Annotated in this window: 20 protein-coding genes and 1 pseudogene; 15 read left to right on the forward strand and 6 right to left on the reverse strand. The window is 61.2% G+C overall.

All coding sequences use genetic code 11. The features are described from left to right. Positions 1-75: 75 nt before the first annotated feature. On the forward strand, positions 76-843 hold the full coding sequence (locus ACOYNB_RS02165; protein ID WP_374256669.1) for a Crp/Fnr family transcriptional regulator: 768 nt from the start codon (positions 76-78) through the stop codon (positions 841-843). 10 nt (positions 844-853) lie between these two features. On the opposite strand, the gene purT is transcribed toward ACOYNB_RS02165, so the two are convergent. The 3 genes from purT to ACOYNB_RS02180 are packed head-to-tail and all read right to left on the reverse strand — an operon-like array spanning position 854 to position 4,197. Further along, complete coding sequence (gene purT / locus ACOYNB_RS02170; protein WP_422837481.1) at positions 854-2,104, reverse strand: formate-dependent phosphoribosylglycinamide formyltransferase; 1,251 nt, start codon at positions 2,102-2,104, stop codon at positions 854-856. A 45-nt stretch (positions 2,105-2,149) separates the two neighbouring features. Next, on the reverse strand, positions 2,150-3,298 hold the full coding sequence (locus tag ACOYNB_RS02175) for a sensor histidine kinase (protein WP_422837482.1): 1,149 nt from the start codon (positions 3,296-3,298) through the stop codon (positions 2,150-2,152). Further along, positions 3,295-4,197 (reverse strand): helix-turn-helix domain-containing protein, encoded by a 903-nt coding sequence (locus ACOYNB_RS02180; protein ID WP_422837483.1) that lies wholly within the window; start codon positions 4,195-4,197, stop codon positions 3,295-3,297. The genes ACOYNB_RS02175 and ACOYNB_RS02180 overlap by 4 nt, the downstream gene beginning before the upstream one ends. A 333-nt stretch (positions 4,198-4,530) precedes the next feature. Between ACOYNB_RS02180 and ACOYNB_RS02185 the strand changes: the two genes are divergently transcribed. Then, a complete protein-coding gene (locus tag ACOYNB_RS02185) occupies positions 4,531-5,343 on the forward strand; it encodes a 5'-methylthioadenosine/adenosylhomocysteine nucleosidase (protein WP_422837484.1) in 813 nt (270 codons plus the stop codon). Between the two features lie 53 nt (positions 5,344-5,396). Here ACOYNB_RS02185 and ssb read toward each other — a convergent pair whose 3' ends face one another. Further along, positions 5,397-5,906: a single-stranded DNA-binding protein gene (ssb, locus tag ACOYNB_RS02190; RefSeq protein WP_422837485.1), complete on the reverse strand. Its 510-nt coding sequence runs from the start codon at positions 5,904-5,906 to the stop codon at positions 5,397-5,399. A gap of 125 nt (positions 5,907-6,031) precedes the next feature. Continuing rightward, positions 6,032-8,002 carry a methyl-accepting chemotaxis protein gene (locus ACOYNB_RS02195; protein WP_422837486.1) on the reverse strand — a complete coding sequence of 657 codons (1,971 nt, stop codon included), beginning with the start codon at positions 8,000-8,002 and terminating at the stop codon, positions 6,032-6,034. Between the two features lie 224 nt (positions 8,003-8,226). Between ACOYNB_RS02195 and ACOYNB_RS02200 the strand changes: the two genes are divergently transcribed. The 13 genes and pseudogenes from ACOYNB_RS02200 (at position 8,227) to ACOYNB_RS02260 (ending at position 23,945) form a co-directional block, all read left to right on the forward strand. Then, positions 8,227-9,366, forward strand: a complete 1,140-nt coding sequence (locus ACOYNB_RS02200) for a methyl-accepting chemotaxis protein (protein WP_422837487.1) — start codon at positions 8,227-8,229, stop codon at positions 9,364-9,366. 12 nt (positions 9,367-9,378) lie between these two features. After that, positions 9,379-9,744 (forward strand): response regulator, encoded by a 366-nt coding sequence (locus ACOYNB_RS02205; RefSeq protein WP_374257832.1) that lies wholly within the window; start codon positions 9,379-9,381, stop codon positions 9,742-9,744. A gap of 39 nt (positions 9,745-9,783) precedes the next feature. Further along, positions 9,784-10,074: an STAS domain-containing protein gene (locus ACOYNB_RS02210; protein ID WP_422837488.1), complete on the forward strand. Its 291-nt coding sequence runs from the start codon at positions 9,784-9,786 to the stop codon at positions 10,072-10,074. Beyond that, a complete protein-coding gene (locus tag ACOYNB_RS02215; RefSeq protein ID WP_422837489.1) occupies positions 10,071-12,212 on the forward strand; it encodes a chemotaxis protein CheA in 2,142 nt (713 codons plus the stop codon). The genes ACOYNB_RS02210 and ACOYNB_RS02215 overlap by 4 nt, the downstream gene beginning before the upstream one ends. Before the next feature lie 5 nt (positions 12,213-12,217). After that, on the forward strand, positions 12,218-14,866 hold the full coding sequence (locus tag ACOYNB_RS02220; protein WP_422837490.1) for a methyl-accepting chemotaxis protein: 2,649 nt from the start codon (positions 12,218-12,220) through the stop codon (positions 14,864-14,866). 997 nt (positions 14,867-15,863) lie between these two features. Next, positions 15,864-16,244 (forward strand): annotated as a pseudogene (locus ACOYNB_RS02225) (HAMP domain-containing protein); the annotation flags it as partial. Positions 16,245-16,445: 201 nt separating this feature from the next. Next, on the forward strand, positions 16,446-17,720 hold the full coding sequence (locus ACOYNB_RS02230) for a methyl-accepting chemotaxis protein (RefSeq protein ID WP_422837679.1): 1,275 nt from the start codon (positions 16,446-16,448) through the stop codon (positions 17,718-17,720). 1 nt (position 17,721) lies between these two features. Further along, positions 17,722-18,264, forward strand: a complete 543-nt coding sequence (locus ACOYNB_RS02235; RefSeq protein WP_422837491.1) for a chemotaxis protein CheW — start codon at positions 17,722-17,724, stop codon at positions 18,262-18,264. 31 nt (positions 18,265-18,295) lie between these two features. Beyond that, a complete protein-coding gene (locus ACOYNB_RS02240; protein ID WP_422837492.1) occupies positions 18,296-19,093 on the forward strand; it encodes a CheR family methyltransferase in 798 nt (265 codons plus the stop codon). Further along, complete coding sequence (locus tag ACOYNB_RS02245; protein ID WP_374257841.1) at positions 19,080-19,607, forward strand: chemotaxis protein CheD; 528 nt, start codon at positions 19,080-19,082, stop codon at positions 19,605-19,607. The genes ACOYNB_RS02240 and ACOYNB_RS02245 overlap by 14 nt, the downstream gene beginning before the upstream one ends. Before the next feature lie 5 nt (positions 19,608-19,612). Next, positions 19,613-20,725, forward strand: coding sequence for a protein-glutamate methylesterase/protein-glutamine glutaminase (locus ACOYNB_RS02250; protein ID WP_422837493.1), 1,113 nt, complete (start codon positions 19,613-19,615; stop codon positions 20,723-20,725). A gap of 7 nt (positions 20,726-20,732) precedes the next feature. Next, positions 20,733-23,108: a methyl-accepting chemotaxis protein gene (locus tag ACOYNB_RS02255; RefSeq protein ID WP_422837494.1), complete on the forward strand. Its 2,376-nt coding sequence runs from the start codon at positions 20,733-20,735 to the stop codon at positions 23,106-23,108. A 72-nt stretch (positions 23,109-23,180) separates the two neighbouring features. After that, positions 23,181-23,945, forward strand: coding sequence for a class II glutamine amidotransferase (locus ACOYNB_RS02260; RefSeq protein ID WP_422837495.1), 765 nt, complete (start codon positions 23,181-23,183; stop codon positions 23,943-23,945). Here ACOYNB_RS02260 and ACOYNB_RS02265 read toward each other — a convergent pair whose 3' ends face one another. Next, on the reverse strand, positions 23,946-25,124 hold the full coding sequence (locus ACOYNB_RS02265; protein WP_374257847.1) for an isovaleryl-CoA dehydrogenase: 1,179 nt from the start codon (positions 25,122-25,124) through the stop codon (positions 23,946-23,948). Positions 25,125-25,158: the final 34 nt, after the last annotated feature.

Consider the following 25,158-nt stretch of genomic DNA (forward strand, 5'->3'; position numbering starts at 1 on the left):
GACAATCTCACGCGGCCCGTTCAACCTTTTTGCCCAGATGTGAACAAATCCCCATCTGTTTGCCGTTAATCGACAATGATCAAGAGATCCGAGCCCACACCGAGCAGTTTGCTGCCCGCGCTCAAAACCCATTTGTGGTTTGGCAGTTGCCCCGAGCCCTTGCAGCAGGCCTTGCTGGCGCGTTCTCGTTTGGTCCATTTGCGCGCTGGTGAAAGCTTGTTTGCGCGTGGGGATAAATCGGCTGCCTTGTGTTGTGTGGTGGCTGGTGCTTTGCAGTTGGGCTCCAGCCATCCGTTCGATGGCAGCCACCGCTTGACGCTCTACGTCGAGCCCTATCACTGGTTTGGTGAAATTTCGCTGCTGGATCAGTTGCCAAGAAGCCAGGATGCGGTGGCCGACATCGACTCCACAGTGCTGGTGGTGGCCCAAACTCATATTGAAGACTGGCTGGCGCAACACCCGCAGTATTGGCGCGATGTGGCTCGCCTGGCTTGCAGCAAGTTGCGCTTGATGCTCACGGCCATGGAAGATCAGGCCACCTTGACGATGGAGCAGCAACTGGCTCGGCGCCTGCTGTTTTCGGCGTTGAACTTCGGGCAATTGCAGCCCGAATCCGCGCGGCGACATGTGCGCTTGCCTCAGGCCTATCTGGCGCGCATGCTGGGAGTGTCCCGTCAGACTGTCAACAAGGCGCTGAGAGCGCTGGAGCGGGAGCGCGTGGTCATCTTGCGGTATGCCGAAATCGAGATCATCGACCTGCCCGGACTGCTGTCGCGAACCGGTGGCATCGATGCCGGATTGTTGTCATCCGGAGGATGGATGCCACCTTTGCACGGTCGTTGAGTGCGGTGGGTCAGCGCGTGACGGCGCGTGGTTTGACCTTGGCTGCCGCACGTCGGGCCTTGTCGCGCGCGGTGTCAATGGACTCGCCTGTGGCGAGCGCCACGCCCATGCGGCGTTTGACGAAGCTTTCGGGTTTGCCGAACAGGCGCAGGTCTGTCCCCGGTTCAGCCAAGGCGTCGGCCACGCCCTCAAACACCACATCCTGGGTGTCCACGCCCCCATAAATCACCGCCGAAGCGCCGGGGCTGCGCAAGCTGGTGTCCACGGGCAGACCCAGGATGGCGCGGGCGTGCAGTTCAAATTCGCTTTGCGTTTGGGTGCTCAGGGTCACCAGTCCAGTGTCGTGAGGGCGGGGACTGACCTCACTGAACCAGACCATGTCCCCCTTGACGAACAACTCGACGCCAAAAAGGCCTTGCCCGCCGAGGTTGTCGGTGATGGTCTTGGCGATGTCGCGGGCGCGCTGCAATGCCAGTGGGCTCATGGGATGAGGCTGCCAGCTTTCCACGTAATCGCCGCTGACCTGAAGGTGACCGATGGGTTCGCAGAAATGGGTGCACACCGTTTGGGCGGCGTCGCCACGGCCGGCTGCGCGCACAGTGAGTTGCGTGATTTCGTAGTCGAAGTCGATGAAGCCCTCGACGATGATGCGACCGTGGCTCACGCGGCCACCGGCCATGGCGTAGTCCCATGCTGCGGCCACGTCGGCGGGACCGTCAATCTTGCTTTGACCTTTGCCTGACGAGCTCATCACGGGCTTGACGATGCAGGGGTAGCCAATGCCGGGCTGTCCATCCGTGCCATCGATGGCGGCTTGCAGCTCGGCCAGGGAGTCACAGAAGCGATAGGGGCTGGTGGGCAGGTCCAGGGTTTCGGCGGCCAGTCGGCGAATGCCTTCGCGGTCCATCGTGAGGCGTGCCGCGCGTGCTGTGGGGATGACGCGCACCACGCCTGCAGCTTCGAGTCGCTCTAGCTCCGGGGTGGCGATCGCCTCGATTTCCGGGACGACCAAATGAGGGCGCTCGGCTTCGATCAGTGCGCGCAACTGCTCGGCATCACTCATGGTGATGGTGCGTGCGTGATGGGCCACTTGTTGACCGGGCGCGTGTTCGTAACGGTCAACCGCGATGGTTTCGACGCCGAGGCGTTGCAGCGCAATGAGCACCTCTTTGCCCAGTTCACCAGAACCCAGCAGCATGACGCGTGCTGCAGAGGGAGACAGAGGGGTGCCGAGAGGCAAGGTTTGCAATGGCGTGCGCATGACAATGGCCCCGGACGGGCGGTGTTCGAACGTTGAAACGAACGATTATTGCCTCTTCTGCAGGCCCGGGTTGCAGGGGAACGTGACGCGGAAGCAGCTGCCCAGATCCTGAATGCTGTCCACCGACAGGCGCCCCCCCAAGCGTTCGACCAAGGTGCGCACGATGGACAGGCCCAGACCGGTACCTTCAATCCTGGGGTCGATGGACTCTTCCAGGCGGACATAGGGTTCGAGGATGCTGTCTTGTGCCGCGGCCGGGATGCCCATGCCGGTGTCTTGCACCTCAATGGTGATCTCGTCCAGCGCCACGCCCGCCAGCGCGGCACGAACCTGAACGGTGCCGTGCTCGGAGTATTTCAGTGCGTTGCTGACGAGGTTGTCCAAAATTTGGCGAAGGCGCTGCGGGTCGGTCTGAATGGGCCAGTCAGCCGGCAGTTCGCACACGTCCAGGCTGAGGCTCAGTCCCTTGTCTTGCGCTTTGTGCTGATGGTGGTCGCAGACATCCTTGAGCAAAGGCACCAGCACCACGGGGCCGACGTTCAGCTTCCAGGTCGGGTTCTCCAGGCGAGCAAATGCCGTGACGTCTCGCAGGTAGGTGTCCAGTTGTGTGGCAGCCACCCGCATGCGGTTGACGGCGCGTTGCTCGGCGGTGCCTTCTTTGACTTTGAGGGCCAGTAGATCAATGGAGCCCAGCATGGCCTGCAAGGGCGAGCGGATCTCGTGCGACAGCATGGCCAGGAAGCGCTCTTTGTCTTGCCCTGCCGCTTGTTCGGCTGCGCGGATGCGGCCGCGCAGAGCCGAGATGTAATGCAGCGCCAGGATGTAGCAAGGGTGGCTCAGCAGCATGGTGAACCAAAAGCCATCCGCCAGGCCCGACATCGATGACGGGGGAACGTGCCCGCCCACCGCGAAGAGCCATGCGTACAGCACGCACAGCGCCGCATAGTGTGCCCAGCACAACCAGGCGCCGCGCTGAGGCAGCGCAATGTAGGCGCCGACGTACAGCAGTGGCATGAACTGCGCATAGGCGGCCAGAGCGTGCCAGCCCAAGGCATCCGTCGGACTGGCCAGCGCGGTGATGCGAACAAGGAACCAGATGCTGACGAGGATCAGCGGCAACGCGAGCAGGCGCCTGCCTTGGGCGCGCATGCGTGTGAAGGCTTCCGTCAAGCGTTGACGCACCAGCGACATCATGGCAGCTGGCTCAACCGGTCAAGGGTGCTTTGAATGGCAGCGGTCAACATGGCTGGTCGAACGGGCTTTTCAAAAAAGGTCAGATCCTGGGTGCGCAGCAGCGTGGCCAGCGTCGCCTCGGAGGCATTGCCTTCGCGCAACTGCCCTGTCAGCAACACGATGGGCGCGCGCGGTTGCCGCAGTCGGATGTGTTCCACAACGTGTTGGGAGGTTTGCCCGTGGCCTAGCAACAAGTCCAGCACGTAGGCGTCGAACGGGTTGGCGGACGCCATCAGCAGTTGATCGGCGTGCGTGAAAGCGTGGGCGTCATAGCCCACTTCATTGAACCAGTCGGTCAGGGCCTCGGCGGCGCCTTGGTCGTCGTCCAGCACCGCAATGCGCGCCTTGGCATCCGGTTCCGGGGTGACCAGTTGCAGATGCTTGACCAAGTAACACGGCCCCAATGGACCCATGCGGCTCAGGCCGGTGCGGGTGCCGGCAAACCAGCCCTCGCTGTCGCGCTTGGCGAAGAGTTGGGTGGGCGATTGTTCGGCGCTGCTGCAAAGTGGGCCCAGTTCGACTTCGCAAGGAAGGCGTTGACCATCCATCAGCAGCGTGGCCTGGCAGACCGCCACCTTGGTGGTGGTGGCGAGACCTCCGTGCGCCTGGCTGAAGACGGCATCCATGGACTCCCCAAAGTGCGAGCACAGCAGGAGGACCTCGTCAAACAGCCAGGCTGCGCCCCGCAGCTTGCGGCGAGCCTGGCTGACGGAAATCGCGCAAATGTGCGCGATTTCCGTGGCCTGTCTGCGCGCCGTGATGCCGTGTCGTGCCAGCATGTTGCTCAGGCAAACCGACACCCAACTGGTGGCGGTATCTGCTGAGAATTCGGCGCTTTCTGGTGCTTCTGTGGGTTCCATGGTGGGTTTGACGCTCAATGGGCGGCATTATGCTCGCGTGCCCCTGTTTCGGGGGCGCCCGATGCGAAATGGTAACAAACGATCATTTTTGCGCGAAATTTATTTGGATGCATCCTAGAATGTTCTGGTGCGCTGGTTACAAAACATCTCGAAAAGGCGCCGCTCAGGGAATTTTCTATATCTCAACCCTTTTTGGGGTTGGGCAATGCGCCGGGGCACTTGTGCCACAGTCGTGTTGATGCCGTCCGGCTTTCTACAAACCACCCTCTGGGTGGTTTTTTTCTGCCCGCTCGATTGGTGTGATGATGTGCGCTTTGTTTCGCGTCGCACATCATGTCGTTTGTTGCAGATCGTATTGGCATCATGGCCGCCATGCCGGAAGAACTCCAGGCCCTGATTGACAGCATGCCGGATGCCGATGTCGTGCGCCGAGCGGGCCGTGATTTCTGGATCGGGCACTTACAGGGGCGTGCGGTGGTGGCGGTGTTGTCTCGCATCGGGAAAGTGGCTGCGGCCTTGACCACCACGCTGTTGGTGGCGGAGTTTGACGTGTGTGCCGTCATCTTCACCGGGGTGGCGGGTGGCCTAGGGGCTGCGGTGCGGGTCGGCGATGTGGTGGTGGCGGATGCCTTGATGCAGCATGACATGGATGCCTCCCCCTTGTTCCCGAAGTACGAGTTGCCAGGCCAGGGCATCACGCGACTGCACCCTGAGCGGTCGTTGACCCGACGAGTGCGTGATCGCGTGGCCGAGGTGTTGGACGTGTCATCGCTGGCCGCCGGTGGGGCGTTGTCTCAGGTGCATCTGGATGCTTTGGGCTTGCATGCACCGCGTGTGCACATGGGTCTCGTCATCAGTGGAGATCAGTTTGTGAGTTCTGCGGTGGACTGCGACACCTTGCGACATCACCTGCCAGACGTGTTGGCGGTGGAGATGGAAGGGGCTGCGGTGGCGCAGGTCTGCCATGACTTTGAGGTGCCTTATGTGATCATTCGTACGATTTCGGATCGTGCCGATGACGCTGCGCACGTGGACTTTCCTCGTTTCATCAGCACCGTGGCCAGTCGCTATTCCCAGGCAATGGTCTTGGGTTTGCTGGATCGCCATGCCGGCCAGCATGGCGGGGATGTGTTTGGCTCAGAATGAAAAAAGCCCGCAGTGCACTGCGGGCTCCTGTCTGAGCGTGACGCGGTGAGAGGTTAGAACGGGATGTCGTCATCCATGTCGTCGAAGCCCGTCGACGATTTGGGGGCCGGCGCAGGAGCGGGACGAGGGGCTGGCGCAGGGCGTGCGGCAGGACGGCTCGGTGCAGCCGGCGCTTCCTGGCTGAAGTCATCACCACCGCCTTGGCCGCCGTAGCCTGAGCTGCCGCCATCGCGGCCACCCAGCAATTGCATTTGTTCTGCCACGATTTCCGTGGTGTAGTTGTCGCGACCGTCCTTGTCCTGCCACTTGCGGGTTTTCAGGCGGCCTTCCACGTAAACGGGGCGACCCTTCTTCAGGTATTCGCCGGCGATTTCGGCCAAGCGGTCATAAAAAACCACACGGTGCCATTCAGTTTCCTCAACGCGGTCGCCACTGTTCTTGTCCTTCCAGTTGCGGGTGGTGGCGACAGAGACGTTGCACACCGCAGCACCGTTGGGGGTGTAGCGCACTTCGGGGTCGCGCCCCAGGTTGCCGATGAGGATGACTTTGTTGATGGAGGCCATGGCCGATTCCTGAAAACGTAGGTTGGTTAAATGAGGGTGCCGTTAGTTAGCCGAGGCATTATCACCTCCAATGGGCACACTCTTTCCTCCCCAAAGCTGGGGCGCTCCTTTGGGGCCCCTGCCGGCTACCCCAGCTTGAAGCGCGAGGCTTGTTCCGCCAATTTCAGACTTTGGTGGCGCAACTCTCGGGCAGCATGCGCCACCTGAACGACCAAGGCGCTGGTTTGCTCGCTGTTGCTGTCGACCTCTCCCATGGTGCGGCCCATCAGCTCTGTGTTTTGGCGCCCGTCTCGGGTGATCTGAGCCAAACGGTGAAGGATGAGGCCCATGTCATCGACATTGGCTTCGGTGGCGCGCACGGCCTCGACCGTGGTGCGTGCAATCTCCTGCCCTTGCGCGGTTTCGTGCGTGGAGGCATTCACCACCTCGCCGATTTGTTGTGCGGCTTCGCCCACGCGCAAGGCCAGCGCGCGCACTTCTGAGGCCACGACGGCAAAGCCCTTGCCTGCCGGGCCTGCTTTGGCAGCTTCGACGGATGCGTTCAAGGCCAGCAGGTTGGTCTGGAAGGCGATGCCATCGATCAAGGTCACGATCTTGCTGATTTCGCGACTGCGTGTCTGCAGGCTTTCAATTACATCGGCCAGTTTGGTCATGGCCCGGCGGCTGCGGCGAGCATCGGCGGTCACATGGTGTGCTCGCTCCACAGCCTGGGCCACGCACTGCTGGTTGGATTCAAGGTAGTCCAGGGTGGTGACCACCCCTTGCTGCAAGCCTGCAATGGCATCCGTGGCGGTCTGAATGCGCTCGGCCAGGGACTCGCTGGCCGATGAAATGTCTCCTGAGGCATGCGAGACCGATGCGACGCCGCGTCGGACAACGGTAAACAGGTCTGAGAGGCGGGCCAGTGACTCGCGCAAGCTGAGCAGGGTGTGGGCCACCTCATCATCTCCGCGAGGCAGCTTGCGCCCGCTGAGGTCGCCACGTGCCATGCGTTCGACCTCATGCTGAATGAGGTGCATGCCCCCGCGCATCACCCGAGAGAAGGCGGCCATCATGTAGGCCGAAGCCAGTGTGCCGACGATGACGATGGTGAGCAATTTGAGCAGTTGGTGCCACATGGCTTGCTCTTGCTGAGCCAGGGCGAGGCCCAGTTCGTCCATCAGACGCTGCTCGTGCTGACGCAATGCCTGCAGGATGGGCGGGATGGTGTTGAGAACGCTGGCCTGTTTTTCGGGGGCCACGGTGGCCACCAGAGAGACGCTCGCGCTCAGTTGCTTGATCTGCGCGATCAATGCGTCCGGCAGGGATGGGGTGACGGTCTGGTCTTCGCCCTGCAGGCGCCGTGTGTCGTGGATGAGGGCATTGAGCGTCACCTTCAGGATGGTTGACTCTGCCAGCAGCGAAGGGGCCACGGTGGAGCGTGGGGTCGATGCTTGTTGCTGCAGGGACAGCAGCGCTTCCAGCTGCGTGCTGACGGCTGCGATCCCATGTACCAGGATGTGTGCGCGCATTTGGATGGCCGGGGATGAGTTGAGCGTCAGCCGCGCCTGGTCGGCGGCCACATCGCTGAGCGCATCGGTGGCTTGGGCGAGTTGCTTGAGCGGCTGACTGGCATCCCAGTCCTGCTTGTTGGGCGCGTTGAGCTTGAGGTAGGCGGCTTGAAGCGTGGACCACGCCTCCTTGCTGCCGAGCGTACTGACCAATTCGTCTTGTGTGGCGGCCAGTGCCAGGTAGGTTTGCTCAATTTTCTGTCGTGCGGCAGGGGTGTCATGGCCCGGCACGAAGTCGATGGCATGGCGTAGCGCTTGGGCCTTGACCAGAAAGTGCCAGCCATCGTATTGAATTTTGGCGCGCTGCCATTGCGACCACTGGGCCTGCAATTGCATCACGGCGATGAAGCTGGTGGGGGCGGCAAAAGCGGCGGCCACCAACAAAGCCTTGTGCGTGAACCCAATTTGCCGCATTAAACGGACCATGGGTGCCAGAATGCCGTGGTACCGGAAAAACTCTCGCATGGCGTCTAGCCATTCGGGGCTGGGGCGCCAGTTGGGCAGATGAAAGTTCAGTCGTTCCGGTAGGCGGAATGGCTGTTGCATGACGGACGCCCCTTCTCGTGGGTAAGGCTCTATCTCAGGCTTATCGGTCGAAGTTGCGGTTTCCTAAATGCAGATGTTTGTCACGATGTGGAAAGAATGGCGTGGCTTTGCGGCCTTTTCTGCGGCTCTGGGGCGCTTTTCACGATTCAAGATTTCCGTGAAATGGCCGATTAGCCGATGTGTTTCCTTTTTACTGTCGGTTGGTCAACCCTTCAGGACACAAGATGCCTCTCTCCACCTACGAAGATCAGTCCTCGGACTCCGGCGGCCCTGCTGGGCGCTGGGCGCCGGCGCTCGTCGCGACGGTCGGTGTGGTGATGGCTTGTTTTGCCGGGGAGTGGCTGGGGCTTTCGTCCGGCTTGGCAGCCATTTTGTTGGGTGGCATGACTTTGTTCGGTGTTCGCCTGATGACGCGGGACAAGGACAGCGGTTTGACGAACACGCGGGGCGAACAGGCGCCCTTGGTGGCCGAGGTGTTGCCCGTCTGGAGCCGTCAGATCGACAGTGCCAAGCAGCACTCTGAAGAGGCGACCAGCAGCATCTTGTCGTCTTTTGGTTCCATTTCGGAGCGTCTGGACCAGGCGGTTCAGGTCACGCAGGGGCATGCTGCAGGCTTGACCGATGCGGGCGTGGATGAGGTGCTGGCGCACAGCCAGGATGCCGTCAACGCCTTGATGGAGCCGTTGCAGCAGTCGATGGAGGCGCGGCGCGAGGCGTACCGCAGGCTGGACGAGTTGAATGTGGAGGTCGCCGGCTTGCGTCAGACCGCCACGCAGATCCGTCAGTTGGCGCGGCGTACCAATATGGTGGCGCTCAATGCGTCGGTTGAGGCCACGCGAGCAGGCGTGCAAGGCAGCGGTTTTGCGGTGGTGGCGCAAGAGGTGCGTCAGCTGTCGAACCAGTCGGGCTCGGCGGCCAATCAGATGATGTCGCGCGTGACCGCCTTGGATGAAACCTTGCAGTCGTTGCGGATCAAGACCGCAGGCTTTGATGACAGCGATGAATCGCTGCGTTTGTTGGTGGATCAGCGGGCTCGGGCGGTGATTTCGACTTTGTTGAGCAGCCTGAATGATTTGAACCGTTCATCCCGCGATCTGCAGGAGACCGGTGTGTTGGTGCGCGACGAAGTGGAGCGCGTGCTGATGAATTTCCAAATGCAGGATCGACTCAGTCAAATCCTGACGTGTGTCACGGAAGACATGGCACGCATGGGTGAGCATCTCCAGCAGGGTGGTGATCTCAGTATGACCAAGGCCGGTGAATGGCTGGCCCAACTGGATGCGAGCTACACCATGGAAGAGCAGCGCTCGCAGCATCACGGCAATACAACGATTCAACGGGAAACCGGAATCGAGTTTTTTTGAGGACGTCCCATCATGAGTAAAACCATCCTGATTGTTGATGACTCTGGCAGCTTTCGCCAGGTCGTGAAGATGGCCCTGCAGAAGGCCGCCTATCAGGTCATCGAGGCTGTTGACGGCATGGACGCTTGCGCCAAGCTGGACGGTCGCAAGATCAACCTGATCGTGTGCGACGTGAACATGCCCCGCATGGACGGCCTGACATTTGTCAAACATTTGAAAACCACGAACTACAAGTTCACGCCGGTGATCATGTTGACCACCGAGTCGCAAGAGGCCAAGAAGGCTGAGGGCCGGGCGGCAGGCGTGCGGGCTTGGGTGACCAAGCCTTTCCAGCCCTCGCAGTTGGTGGATGCCGTTGCGAAGTTGTGCGCGGCGTGATCGCCGGATGGATCTGACTCAGCCCGGAGGGATGCGCCCGTGAGCGACCACAGTTCTGCACTGTCTGGAGAATGGACGATCCATTCCATTGCGCAGCATCGTGAATCGGTGCTGCCGCTGCTTGATATGGGAACAACGGAGGTGGATGTCAGTGGCATCACCGAGTTGGACAGTGCTGGCTTGCAGTTGTTGTTGGCGCTGCAGCGTGGCCTGGCTCGTCGTGGGCTGGAGTTGCGCTTGCATCCCTTGTCATCGTCTGTGAGGGACGTTCTGAATCTGTATGGATTGGATGCCACGTTGCACCCAGGCGCGCATGAGGAGCAGCGATGAGCGTGCATGACATGAGCGACGATGACATCCTCGCGGCAGCACGTGCAGGCTTTCTGGAGGAAGCGCGCGAAATGCTGCAGCAGTTCGAGTCGGCGTTGCTGGCGCTGGATGAGACCCCTGACGATGCTGAAACGCTGAACTCGGCCTTTCGGGCTGCGCACACGATCAAGGGGACGGCAGGGCTGTTTGGCTGCGACCGGGTAGTGAGCTTCACACACAGTGTGGAGACGCTGCTGGAGGAAGTGCGGTCCGGGCAGTATCAACTGAACGATGAGGCCATGGCCTTGTTGCTGGCCAGCCGCGATCAGATGGAGATGCTGTTGGGTGACGTCGAGTCCCCCGATGGTGATCCGGAGATCAGCGCCAGAAGTGCGGAATTGTCGGGACAGTTGATGGCCTTGCTTGGCGGTGGGGCAGATGTTCCTGCGTCGTCCCCGACCGCTGAATTGGCTGCGCTTCAGGCCGATGAACTGGAGGGCTTGTGGCGTGTGTGGGTGCAGTTTGGCAAAGATGCGTTGCGCAATGGGCTCGATCCCTTGTCGTTCTTGCGTTACATGGGTACGCAGGGGACCTTGCGCAGTGTGCGACTGCTGGATGATGGCGTCCCTGATATCGAGGCATTGGATGCCGAAGACTGTCACCTGGGGTTTGAAGCGGTTTACGAAACCACGGGAGACCGTGCATCCATTGTCAGTGTGTTCGAGTTCGCGGTCGATGACTGTGAGCTGGTGATCGAGCCGCTGGGGGGCGAAGCAGCGCTGATGGCTTCAGCGGCCGAGGTGCTGCCTGTGGTTGACATGTTGCCCGTTGTCGTCGAGGTGACGGCAGCGGCTGACGCAACAGGTGAGCCAGAGGTGACGCCCCTGTTGGATGCCCAGCCCAGCGACCGTCGAACCGGCCAAGGGGATCGTCGAAAAGGGTCAAGAGACCGCCGTGCGTCAGACGACCCGCGGTTTGTGCGCGTGCAGGCCGACAAGCTGGACAAGTTGATCGACCTGGTGGGCGAGCTGGTGATTGCCAGCTCGGGCGCCCAGTTGGTGGCACAGCAGGAGGGGTCCGCGACGTTTGCTGAGGCCGCGTTGCGCATTCGCACCCTGGTGGAGTCTGCGCGGGATGGTGCGCTGGCTTTGCGCATGGTGCCGATTGGTGAGACGTTTGCCCGCTTTCACCGTGTGGTGCGGGACGTTAGCAAGAACTTGGGCAAGCAGGTGGACCTGATCATCACCGGCGCGGAAACCGAGTTGGACAAGTCCATGGTCGAGGTCATTGCCGACCCGCTGATGCACCTGGTTCGCAACAGTCTGGATCATGGCCTTGAGACCCCCGAGGAGCGGCTGGCTGCCGGGAAGCCGGAGCGCGGCACCCTGGCCCTGCATGCGTACCACGAAGGTGGTCAAGTGATGATCGAGGTCAGCGACGACGGCCGCGGGCTCAACCGCGAACGCATTTTGCGCAAGGCGATGGAGCGCGGGTTGGTCTCTGCCGAACAGTCCTTGAGCGAGCACGAGATCGATCAGCTGATTTGCGCCCCGGGGTTTTCCACAGCAGATCAGGTGACCGACATTTCGGGGCGTGGTGTGGGCATGGATGTGGTCAAGCGCAGCATCGAAGGCTTGCGCGGCCAAATGCAGCTCGCCAGTGAGTGGGGGCGTGGTACGACGACCCAAATTCGCTTGCCCTTGACGCTGGCCATCATTGATGGCTTTTTGACCTGTGTGGGGGACACCTACTACGTGCTGCCGATGGAGGTGGTGTCGGAGTGCATTGATGTGCCGCCCGAATGTGCACAGTCGCCCCAGCCGGGCGTGGGTTACTTCAACCTGCGCGGCGAGGTCTTGCCCTTCTTTGACTTGGCACGTTTGCATGGGGTGCAGCCGCCTCCCGCGGCGCGGCGCAGCCTGGTGGTCGCGCGGGATGGTCAGACCCGCATCGGCCTGATCGTCGACAAGCTGCATGGCGAGTATCAAACCGTCATCAAACCATTGAGCAGTCTGTTCCGGCACTTGCGCGCCATTGCGGGCTCCACCATCCTGGGATCTGGTGAAGTCGCCCTGGTGGTGGATGTGCCGGCGCTTGTCCATTACGCCATTGAGTCAACACGTCCTGCAGGACATGTTCGTGTTCAACCCGAGATCTGAACATCATGCGCACCAATCTACCCGTTACCCAAAAAGAGTTCCTGTTGCGTGATGGCTTGACCATTGTGTCGAAGACCGATCTCAAAGGACGCATCACGTACATCAATGAGGACTTCATCGAGGCCAGTGGCTTTCAGTCCTCCGAGTTGATTGGCCAACCGCACAATTTGGTTCGTCACCCGGACATGCCTGCTGAAGCGTTTGCCGACTTGTGGCGAACCTTGCAGGCCGGACGTCCGTGGACAGGGCTGGTCAAGAACCGCCGCAAGGATGGTGACCATTACTGGGTGGTGGCCAATGCCACGCCCATTCGCGAAGGCTCGGAAGTCGTGGGCTACATGTCGGTGCGCACGCGTCCGACGCGCGAGCAAGTTGAGATGGCTGAGGACTTGTATGCCCGCATTCGCGAGGGCCGCGCTCCCGGTGTTTCCGTGATTGAAGGCAAGCCTGTGAAGACGGGCGGGCTGGCGCGCATCAATGTGCTGTCCAAGGTGTGGACGCATGCCTCGGTGGGCGGGAAGTTCTCGATGCTCGGTGCCTTGGCTGCACTGACCGTGGCGGGCAGCGTGGTGGCATCGGTCAAGCCGGACCCGCTGCTCATCAGCTGGCCGGTGGTGACGGGTGCGTTGATGCTGTGGGGCGGCGTGCGCCTGGCACAGCGCATCACCAAGCTGATGCGCTCGGCCGAAGGTCACATGGAACGGTATGGCCAGGGGAATTTCGACGGTGTGGTCGATGCCTCGGGACATGACGAAATCGCCGACATGATGCTGTCGCTCAAGCGCGTGCAAACGCGATTGGGTTTCGAGTTTGCGGACACGCGCAAGCGGGCAGATGAAGCCACGCGCATCCAGCAGGCGCTGAATGTGGCCGCCACCAACATGATGGTGACCGATGCCGAGTACAACGTCGTGTACGCCAACGACTCACTGAAAGAGATGTTCCGTGAGGCTGAGGCCGACTTCCGCAAGGATCTGCCTCGCTTTGACGCGTCGCGTGTGATGGGCGCCAACATGGATGAGTTCCACAAAGAGCCTGCCGTCATGCGTGGCATGTTGGAGCAGTTGCGCACGGTGCACCGCTCGCGTCTGGATCTGGGCGGGCGCCGTGTGGACCTGATCCTCAACCCCGTGATGGGGCAGGATGGCAAGCGCCTGGGCGTGGTTGCCGAGTGGCGTGATGTGACGCAGGAGCTGGCCACGCTGGAGCGTGAACGCCAACTGGCGGCTGACAATGCACGCGTCAAGCAGGCGCTCGACAGTTGCTCGACCAACGTCATGATTGCGGATGCAAATGGCCTGATCGTTTATGCCAACGACTCGGTGTTGAGCATGATGCGTCGCAATGAGATGGCATTGCGTCGTGTCTTACCCAGCTTTGATGCCAGCCGCATTGTGGGGAGCAACTTTGACAGCTTCCATCGCAACCCATCGCATCAGCGCAATCTGTTGTCGGGCTTGAAGGGCGAGCACAAGACCGAGATCCAACTCAGTGGCCTGACATTCTCGTTGGCGGCCAACCCCATTCATGACGCGCAAGGCCAGCGCTTGGGCACGGTGGTGGAGTGGAAGGACCGGACGGCGGAGGTGGCGGCAGAGCGCGAGATCACGTCATTGGTGGATGGCGCCAATCAGGGTGATTTCTCGCACCGCATGGATCTGGAAGGCAAGGAACCCTTCTTCCGCATGATGGGCGAGAAGTTCAATGATCTGATCGATACGGTCAGCAAGACGATTGTCGAGGTACGTGTTGCGGCCGAGCAGCTGACGTCGGCGGCCGCTCAGGTGTCGGACACCTCGATGTCGCTGTCACAATCGGCCGCGTCGCAAGCGGCCAGTGTGGAGCAGACCAGTGCCTCGTTGCAGGAAATGGCTGCGTCAGTCAGCCAGAACGCTGACAACGCGCATGTGACCGACGGCATGGCGACCAAGGCCGCGCAAGAGGCCGTCGAAGGTGGTCAGGCCGTGGATCGCACGGTGGAGGCGATGCAGGAAATCGCCAAGAAGATTTCCATCATCGATGACATCGCCTATCAAACCAACCTGTTGGCGCTGAATGCCGCCATCGAGGCCGCCCGGGCGGGTGAGCACGGACGCGGTTTTGCTGTGGTGGCGGCCGAGGTGCGCAAGCTGGCCGAGCGCAGTCAGGTGGCAGCGCACGAGATCGGTCAGTTGGCTGGCTCCAGCGTGGCGCTGGCAGAGCGTGCAGGGCAGTTGCTCTCGCAGATCGTGCCGTCCATCCACAAGACGAGTGAGTTGGTGCAAGAGATTGCGGCCGCGTCAGGTGAGCAGTCCGAGGGTGTTTCGCAAATCAACAGTGCGATGGATCACCTCAATGGCGCAACTCAGCAAAACGCCTCGGCGGCCGAGCAGTTGTCGGCGACCTCTGAAGAGCTGTCTGCACAAGCAACCCAGTTGCAAGAGTTGATGGCGTACTTCAGGTTGCGTCAGTCGGGTGGCATGTCCAACGCGCCCACGCCTCGTTCGAGCCATGTCCCTGCGCCCGCTGTTGCAAAGGTGATGGAGCGACCCGTTGCGCGAGCACCGCAGGCGACGTCGTCGTCCTCCAATCAGCCGCATCGACAAACCACGGTGATGGCGCGTCCCATGAATCCCTCGCATGACATTGATGAGAGCCACTTCTCGTCCTTCTGATCTCTTCTGCTGAAACTGGTTTGCCATCGGAGCGCCTTGTATGAAACATGTTTTGTCCCGACTGATGCTTTGGCAGAAGTTCGCCGTCATCGGCATTTTGTCGATGGTGATGTGTGTGGTGCCTTTGATGCTGTACTTGCAAGAGGCGGCCAAGCAGATTGAGGCGACCGACCTGGAGCGACAAGGCCTGCCTGCCGTGCAAGGGATGACGGAATTGCTGCATGGCTTGCAACAGCATCGTGGCTTGTCCACCCTGGTGTTGTTGGGCAATCAGCAGATGGCAGTGCAACGCGCAGACGTTCAAAAGCAGATCACGGACCGCATTGATGGGGTGACGCAGGCCATTGCCAATGCACCCAACAAATCGCTGCAAAGCCGATGGGTGTCCATCAAGTCTCGGTGGGGCTTGCTGGCCAAACAGGTGGAAACCGGTGCGCTGGACTCGCCGGCTTCGCTCAAGGCGCACACCGCGCTGATTGCTGAGAGCGCGGATTTGCTGGAGTTGCTGGCCGATGGCTATGGTTTGACATTGGACCCGGAAGCATCGGGGTACTTCTTGCAGTCGGCCTTGGTGATCGATGGCGTGCGTGTCACCGAGAGCCTTGCGCAACTGCGCGGTCGTGGGACAGGTTTGCTGATGCGCAAGTCGCTCACCGATCTGGAGCGCAGTGACCTGATCGCGATGGGCTTCAGTCTGCAAGAAAGTCGCCGCCACATGAGCAAACAACTCGGCGCTGCCAGAGAAGCCGACGAGAACCTTGCCAAGGCCATGGACGGTGTCATCAAGGATGCGCTGGGGCAGATCGATGCGGCATTGGTCATGGTGAACAGCCGGATTCTGGATGCTTCGGAGCTCAACAGTGACCCGCTGGCGTACTTCGGCGACATGACGAAGGTCGTCGACAAGCAGTTCGACATGCTCCGGTCTGGTTATGCCGCGTTGGACAAGGTATTGCAGGCCCGCGCGACCGCTGCGCAGACTGCTCGACTCAAGCTGATGTCAGCGATTCTGGTTCTGCTGGCCGTGGCCACCGCGATTGGTTTTGCCGTGGTGCGATCGGTGACGCAGCCCATTCGTCGTGCTGTGACGGCAGCTGATGCCATCAAGGCGGGTGACCTGACTCAGCGTCTGGACACCGACGGTCAGAATGAAACCGCCCAGTTGATGCAAGCGCTGCAGGCGATGCAGACGGGGTTGCGCGAGCGCAATGAGCGGGATGCGGCCGTCTTGGCAGAGAACACGCGCATCAAGCAGGCGCTGGATGTGGCGGCGACCAATGTCATGGTGGCCGATGCGAGCTACAACATCGTGTATGCCAACAAGGCGCTGCAAGCCATGATGCGTGCGGCGGAGGCCGATCTGCGGACGGCCTTGCCGAAGTTCGACGCCACACGGATTGTGGGCAGCAACATGGACGACTTCCACAAGTCTCCAGGGCACCAGCGCGCAGTGCTGGATCGACTGACCAGCACTTACCAGACGCGCTTGAGCGTGGGTGGTCGCCGCTTTGATTTGGCCGCAACGCCTGTGATGGACGCACACGGCGTTCGCCTGGGCACTGTCGTCGAGTGGAAAGACATGACCGACGAGTTGGCCGCGCGTGAGCGTGAGGCGCAACTGGCATCCGAAAACGCACGCGTGCGTCAGGCCCTCGACAGTTGCTCAACCAACCTGATGATTGCCGATGCCGATGGGCAGATCGTGTACGCCAACGACGCGGTGCTCGCCATGCTGCGCGGCAACGAAATGGCCCTGCGTCAGTCCCTGCCGCATTTCGATGCCAGTCGGATCGTGGGCAGCAGCTTTGACAGCTTCCATCGCAACCCGGCGCACCAGCGCAACATTCTGGGTAGCCTGAAGAGCGAACACAAGACACAGATTTCCTTGAGTGGCTTGACCTTCTCTCTGGCTGCCAGTCCAATCGTGGATCCGCAAGGGCTGCGATTGGGGACGGTGGTCGAATGGAAGGACCGTACTGCTGAAGTGCTGGCGGAAAAGGAAATTTCTGACTTGGTCGATGGGGCCAACAAGGGCGACTTCTCTCAGCGCATGAACCTGGAAGGCAAGGAGCCCTTCTTCCGGATGATGGGTGAGAAGTTCAATGGCCTCATTGACACCATCAGTGAGACCATTGTGGAAGTGCGCCAGTCGGCCAATCAGCTCACTGCGGCCGCGGCCCAAGTGTCGGACACCTCGCAATCTTTGTCTCAGTCGGCAGCATCGCAGGCGGCGAGCGTGGAGCAAACCAGTGCATCGCTGCAAGAGATGGCGGCCTCCGTCAGTCAGAACGCGGACAACGCCAATGTGACAGACGGCATGGCCTCCAAGGCCGTGCAGGAAGCGGTCGAAGGTGGCCAGGCCGTGACCCACACGGTCGATGCAATGAAGGACATTGCCAAGAAGATTTCCATCATTGACGACATCGCGTACCAGACCAACCTGCTGGCACTGAACGCAGCCATTGAGGCCGCGCGTGCGGGCGAGCATGGCCGTGGTTTTGCGGTGGTGGCCGCCGAGGTACGGAAGCTGGCGGAACGCAGCCAGGTCGCAGCGCAGGAAATTGGCCAACTGGCCGGTTCCAGCGTGGTGCTGGCCGAGCGCGCAGGTGGCCTCTTGCAGCAAATCGTGCCGTCGATCAACAAGACGAGCGAGCTGGTCCAGGAAATTGCCGCAGCATGCGGTGAACAGTCCGACGGTGTCGCGCAGATCAACAGCGCCATGGATCACCTCAATGGCGCCACGCAGCAGAACGCGTCGGCCGCTGAGCAATTGTCGGCCACGTCTGAAGAGTTGGCGGCACAGGCCACCAGCCTGCAGCAGCTGATGTCTTACTTCCAGTTGCGCGAGGTGTGAGATGAGTCATGCACCCCTGCCTGCTGTGCTGGATCAACATGGCCATCCCGTGCCGTCGGATGGCGTGCTGACGCGGCAGTACCTCTGCCTGTTGGTCGGACAGGATACGCATGTGGTGAGCATCGAGCAGGTTCGCGAGATCTTGGAAGTGGGACGGATCACGCCCCTGCCCTTGACCCCTCCGTTTGTGCGGGGGGTCATGAACCTGCGAGGCGCGGTGGTCCCCGTGATCGACCTGAAGGCGCGAATTGGACAAGCGCCTGCGCAGATCGGTCGGCGCAGCAGCGTGGTGATCGTGACGGTGGGCCACGGTGATTCCGATGGCCCCTTGGTGGTCGGGCTGCTGGTCGATGGGGTCTCGGAAGTGTTGGAAGTGACCGAGGACGACATCGAACCCGTTCCCCCGCTGGGGACGCCCATGCCCAGAGAGTTCTTGTTGGGCATGGCCAAGGCCAAGGGCACGATTTTGTCGGTGCTGGATTTGGAGCGGGTGCTGGCGCGTGAAACGCTGACCACCCTGATCGCGGAATACGCACACCACTGATGGCCGCCGAGTCGGCACAAGGGATTGAGGGATGAAACTGTCGCAGCAATCGTTTGACGCCGTCGCGGCAGCTTTCCATCAGATCTCCGGGATCAAGCTGGTGCCGGCCAAGCGTCAACTGGTGATCGGTCGCTTGCAGAAGCTCGCAGGTGAACGGGGCCTGAGTGATCTGGACGCCTATGTGGACCTGGTCATCAAAGGCAAAGACCAGGCTGAACTGGTCAAGGTGGTCGATCGTCTGACCACCAATGAAACCTATTTCTTCCGCGAGCCACAGCACTTCGAGTTTCTGGCAGATCTCTTGCGTCAGCGGCGCCCGGGGGGCAGCGACTTCCGGGTCTGGAGCGCGGCCAGCTCATCCGGCGAAGAGGCCTACAGCATTGCCATGCTGCTGGCAGACAAGATCGGCGCACGGGGATGGCAGATCGTCGGAACGGACTTGTCGACCGCCATGGTGGAGGCCGCACGGCGCGCGCTCTACCCGATGGAGCGGGCACGCAATACCAGTCCCGCCTACTTGAAGCGCTTTTGTCTGAAAGGCAACGGTCCTTACGACGGGCAGTTGTTGGTCAAAAAGGAGCTGCGTGCTAATGTGCAATTCATGCAGGCCAACCTGATGCAGCCGCTTCCTGACATCGGCATGTTCGATGTGGTGTTCTTGCGCAATGTGCTCATTTATTTCGAGAACGATGCCAAGGCGGAGATCGTTCGCCGTGTCATGCCCTTGATCAAGCCGGGTGGCTACCTGTTCACGGGGCATTCCGAGTCCCTCAGCAATCTCAACACGGGGCTGGTAGCGGTCAAGCCGGCGATCTATGCTCGAGTTTGACAGCCAGAAGCCCGCGCGGTTCAAGCCATCCAGCGGCGAGAAAGTGTTCTTGCTGCCAGGGCAGTGGTACTTCGGGACGACGGGCGCCACCGTCAAGACTTTGCTGGGGTCATGCGTGGCCATCACGCTGTGGCACCCACGGCGCCAGATCGGGGGCATGTGCCACTTTCTGTTGCCGTCTCGCCAGCGCCCCCCTCAGGCCGTGCTCGATGGTCGATTTGGCGATGAGGCGCTGGAGTTGCTGGTGCGTGAAATTGCCAAGACCGGTACAAAAACACAAGACTACGAAGTGCACCTGTACGGCGGTGCCGACACCATGCCCAATGAGGTCAAAGTCAAGTTCAACATTGGTGAACGAAATGTGGAGCAGGCATGGTCGCTGATTGACCGTTACGGGTTCCAGCTTCAGTGCGTGGACGTTGGTGGCAATGAGCCGCGCAATGTCGCGATCGAGTTGGCCCAGGGGCAGGTGACGATGACACGAGGGCGTGCGCGCGTGCCCACCAAAGGCTGAGAGTGATGAGTGAGATCAAAGTCATGATCGTGGACGATTCGGCGGTGGTGCGCAAGCACCTCGGCGATTTGCTCACGGGGGCCGGGTTGATGGTGCTGGGGGCGGCATCGGATCCCATTTTTGCCATGCAGCGCATGAAGCAGAATTGGCCCGACGTCATCGTGCTGGATGTAGAGATGCCCCGGATGGATGGCATCAGCTTCCTCAAGCAGATCATGGCGGAGCGTCCGACGCCGGTGGTGATGTGCTCGACCCTGACCGAAAAAGGTGGGCAGACCACCATGCAGGCTTTGGCTGCCGGGGCCGTGGGGTTTGTGACCAAGCCCAAACTGGGGCTGAAGGCCTTTCTGGAAGACGACGGCAATGGCATTGTGTCGGCCGTCAAAGCGGCGGCCAAGGCCAATTTGTCGGCATTGCGCCGAACGATTGCCGGGGCACCGATGAAGCCTGGCGCGCCTCGGCCAGTCCCGCAACCTTTGCCGCCTGTGGTGCATGCCGGTGCAGAGGCCATGGTCGAGACGACCGATCGGGTCATTGCGATCGGCATTTCCACGGGCGGCGTGCAATCCATCGAAGCCGTGCTGACGCGTTTGCCGCGCACCGTGCCCGGCATGGTCATCGTGCAGCACATGCCCCCCAATTTCACGGCCAGTCTGGCCGCGCGTCTGAACGCCTTGTGCGCCCTCGAGGTGATGGAAGCCAAGGACGGTGACCGTGTCATCAACGGCCGTGTGTTGTTTGCACCGGGTGGCAAGCACATGCGCCTCAAACGCAGCGGCGCCCAGTATGTCGCCGAGGTGTTTGACGGCCCGGTCGTGAATCACCACCGGCCCTGTGTCGATGTGTTGTTCAAGTCCGTTGCGCAATGTGCCGGTGCCAACGCCATCGGCTTGGTCATGACGGGCATGGGGGATGACGGCGCCCGGGGACTCAAGGACATGCGCGCAGCCGGTGCGTTGACGGCCGCGCAAGACGAAGCGTCGAGCGTGGTGTACGGCATGCCCAAGGAAGCTTTGCGACAAGGCGGGGCTCAGGATGTCGTGTCATTGGACGATATACCGGGGTGGCTGCTGCGCGCTGCTCAACGGCGCGTCGGGCTGTCGTCGGCCAACTCCTGATACTGCGATGAACAAAGCACTGCTCAAGCGCCTGCTGGCCCCCGGCATGAACCTCATGCGGAGCCGGAATCTGTCGGTCAAGATCGCCACACTCAGCATCCTGGCCTTCATCATTGTGCTGGGCTTGAGCTTCTATGGCATCTGGAGTGAGGTCCAGACCATGCGTGTGGCGCGGCACGAGATTCAGGGCGTGCACTGGCTGCCCAAGATCACGGAAGTCGTCCATTACACCCAGCGGCACCGCAGTTTGTCGAACATGGAGGCTGCGGGTGTGTCTTTGCCAGCTGGCGAGCCGGCACAAACCGTCGATCAACTGAAGGCGGCCATCCGTGAACTGGATGCGGCCATGAAACAGGCGGGCTCGCCGCTCATGACGGATAAATGGCAAGGCATCCAGCAGAACCTGATGGCCTTGATGGACGCACGCAGCAAGCCTTTGGATGCACTCGGCAAGAAGCAGCAGGCCGCGCGCGTGTTCGCAGCACATACGCAGCAGGTGCAGTCCTTGCGTCATCTGCTGTTGATCGCGGGGGAAGAGTCATATCTGCTGATGGACCCGCAGCCCGCCAGTTACTTCCTCATCATGTCCCTGGTGGACCGCTACATCCCGCTGCTGGAAACCGTGTCGCAAATGCGTGGCGAGGCTGCGGCCATCGCGGGCAATGGCGTGGTGTCTGCTGCCGACGAGCGCGCGTTGCTGGGGTTGTCCAAACAGGTGGTGGATCAAGTCGTGGACATGCAATACATGTTCGATGCGGCGCAACGGGCTGGCCAGATGCCCTCGGCCGGCTGGGCAACCACACAGCAGCTCATTCACCAGTACGCCGCCGAAACCGTGAAGATCCTGCGCGTGGATCAGCCCAATGTCTCGGCGCAGGACGTCATGGCCCGTGGCAGCCAGGTTCTGCAAGGTCTGATGACCTTGAACCAGACCTTGCTGCAGCGCCTGACCGAGCGGCTGGAGTCGCGTTTGCATCATCAGTATCGGGTGATCGCGGGTTACATCCTGGTGGTCTTGCTGGACTTTCTGGTGCTGGGCTACGCCGTGCTGGCCATGCATTCGGCATTGTTGGGTTCCTTGAAGAAGCTGACCTACAACATTGACGAAATGGGACAGGGGCGCCTGACCCCACCCCGGCGTGTGGATGGGGCCGATGAACTGGCGCACGTGGGCGCCGTGATGGAGGACATGGCCAGCAAGCTGTCCAGACTGGTGTCGGGAATTCGCAGCCATGCGGTGCTGGTGGCCATGGCCGGCAAGGAGTTGAGTGAAGACACCGTGCAGTTGGCGCAGCGCACCGAGCAGCAATCGCAATCGCTGAAGGAGGTGACCAGTCGCATCCGCAGGATTCATGGGGTCGTGGACGCTGGTGCGGACGCCGCCGAGCACCTTGCGTTGTCCGTCAAGCAAGTCAACGAAACCATTGAAGCGGGCGCTGCATCGATGCCGGAAGCTGTCGACACCATGCGTGCCATCGAAGAGGGTGCCGGGCGCATGGGGGAGGTCGTCAACATGATTGAAGAGATCGCGTTGCAGACCAACATGTTGGCCTTGAATGCTGCGGTGGAAGCCGCCCGAGCCGGAGAGGCTGGCACCGGCTTTGCGGTCGTGGCCGGTGAGGTTCGCCAACTGGCCAAGCGCTGTGCACAGGCCGTGGCCGAGATCAGTGACTTGATCGAAGCGTCGACCCGGCACGTCGGCGATGGGACGCGTCACATTCAGGAGTTGTCGGCCACGCTGGGGGAGGTCGTCAAGGGGGTGCACGGCATTGCCAGTCGGGTGACGGTGTTGTCGAACACCACGTCGCAGCAGCGCGAAACTCTGGAAGAAATCAGCCACTCGCTCGACAACCTGGACAACCTGACGCGCGAAAACACCGAAGTCATCGACCAGGCCTACAAGGCCACCGAGACCTTGATGAAGCGCGCCGATGGCCTCACGGATTCGGTCAAGGGTGTTCACTTGGCTCACGGGGGCGCCGACGAGGCCAAAGATCTGGTGATCAACGCCAATCTGTTGATCATGGAGCGCGGTCTGGATGGCGCTCTGGAGCAGTTGCATCAACCCGATGGCCCCTTCCGGGATCGGGACTTGTTTGTGTTCGGGATTGACCGTGAAGGGGTCTATCTCTTCAAGAGTGATGAGCCTGAGATGGTTGGGCAGCATCTGCCGATGCTCGCGTCGACCGATGGCTTCCTCTTGCAGGAAGCATTGTGGCGTGCCGCCGAGATGTCGCACGACTGGGTGGAGTACCAGTCCTGCGACCCGGAAACGCTGGAAATGATGGGCATGATCGCGTTTGTGCAGCAGCACGACGACAACATGCTGATTTGCAGCGCACTGCCGAAAGATCCGCCTCGAGACGGTCGTCCGCGCGGCTAAGGCGACATGGCCGCCCAGCAGGACGCCGTATCATCGCGGCATCCTCGCATTGCATTCCATAGGACACGTCCCATGTGCCAGCTCTTGGGCATGAACGGCAACACGCCCACCGACATCGTTTTCAGCTTTTCAGGCTTCGCCCAGCGTTCGCGTGAGCATGCAGATGGGTTTGGCATCGCCTTCTTCGAGGGGCGTGGCGTGCGTCTGTTTGTTGACCATCTGGCGGCCGCAGATTCCCCGGTGGCCGAGCTGATCAAGCGCTACCCCATCCAGAGCCGCAACACCATTGCCCACATTCGCAAAGCCACGCAGGGGCGTGTGGTGCTAGAAAACTGCCACCCTTTTGTGCGTGAACTGTGGGGCCGCTACTGGGTGTTCGCACACAACGGCAATCTGGTGGATTTTGCGCCCAAGCTGCATGCGGCGTTTCGTCCGGTGGGTGACACCGACAGCGAGCGTGCCTTTTGCTGGCTGATGCAGGAGCTGGCCAAGAGTCATGCCAGCATGCCCTCGGTGGCCGAGTTGACGCATACCTTGGGCGAGCTGGTGCCCCAAGTGGCCACCCACGGGACCTTCAACTTCATGCTCAGTCAGGGCGATGCCTTGTGGGCCCATTGCACGACCAAGCTGCAGTACCTGATCCGGCAGCACCCCTTTGGGCGTGCGCGCCTGCAAGATGAAGACATCGAGGTGGACTTTGCCGACCTCACGCAAGCCGGTGACCGCGTGGTGGTGGTCGCCACCGAACCCCTGACCACCGATGAGCCCTGGGTGCCCATGCACAAAGGCCAGTTGCTGGCCTTTGTGGACGGTTCGGTGGCCTGTCAGGCGGGCTGATCAGGCCGTTTCGGCAAACAGTTCGCGGCCGATCAGCATGCGGCGGATTTCGCTGGTGCCGGCGCCAATTTCGTACAGCTTGGCGTCACGCCACAAGCGCCCCAGTGGGTAGTCGTTGATGTAGCCGTTGCCGCCAAAGATCTGGATGCCTTCGCCGGCCATCCAAGTGGCTTTTTCTGCGGTCCACAAAATGAGCGCGGCGCAGTCCTTGCGCACGTGGCGGGCATGTGCGCTGCCCAGCGCATCGAGGTTTTTGGCGACGGTGTAGCCAAACGCGCGGGCGGCTTGTTGCACCGTGTACATGTCGGCCAGCTTGCCTTGCAGCAGCTGGAACTCGCCAATCGCCTGACCAAACTGCTTGCGTTCGTGCACATAGGGCACGACGCTGTCCATCACGGCTTGCATGATGCCCAGTGGGCCGCCCGACAGCACCGCGCGCTCGTAGTCCAGGCCGCTCATCAGCACCTTGACGCCATTGCCTTCGCCACCCAGCACGTTCTCAACCGGGACTTCGCAATCTTCGAAGAACAGGGGGTAGGTGTTGGAGCCTCGCATGCCCAGCTTGTCGAGGTGCGGGCCTTTGCTGAAACCCTTCATGCCCTTTTCGATCAGGAAGGCCGTCATGCCCTTGGCGCCGGCCTCGGGGTTGGTTTTGGCATAGACCACCAGCACGTCGGCGTCGCCACCATTGGTGATCCACATCTTGCTGCCATTGAGCACGTAGTGGTCGCCCTTTTTGTCGGCGCGCAGCTTCATGCTGACCACGTCCGAGCCCGCATTGGGCTCGCTCATGGCGAGGGCGCCCACAAAGTCGCCACTGACCAGCTTGGGCAGGTACTTCTGCTTTTGGGCCTCCGTGCCGTTGCGGTGAATCTGGTTCACACACAGGTTGGAGTGCGCGCCGTAGCTCAGCCCCACCGAGGCGCTGCCCCGGCTGACTTCCTCCATGGCCACCATGTGGGCCAGGTAGCCCATGTTGGTGCCACCGTAGGCCTCGGACACGGTCAGGCCATGCAGCCCCAGGTCCCCCAACTTCTTCCACATGTCCATGGGAAAGAAGTTGTCGCGGTCAATGTCGGCCGCACGCGGGGCCAGTTCCTTGTCCACAAAGGTCCGCACGCTGTCGCGCAAGGCATCAATGTCTTCGCCCAGGTGATGATTCAGTCCCGGCAGGCTCATGTTTGTCTCCTCGGTAAGCAGTCTCGTTAGCGAA

The organism is Aquabacterium sp. (assembly GCF_049317225.1).
GTDB lineage: Bacteria > Pseudomonadota > Gammaproteobacteria > Burkholderiales > Burkholderiaceae_C > Aquabacterium.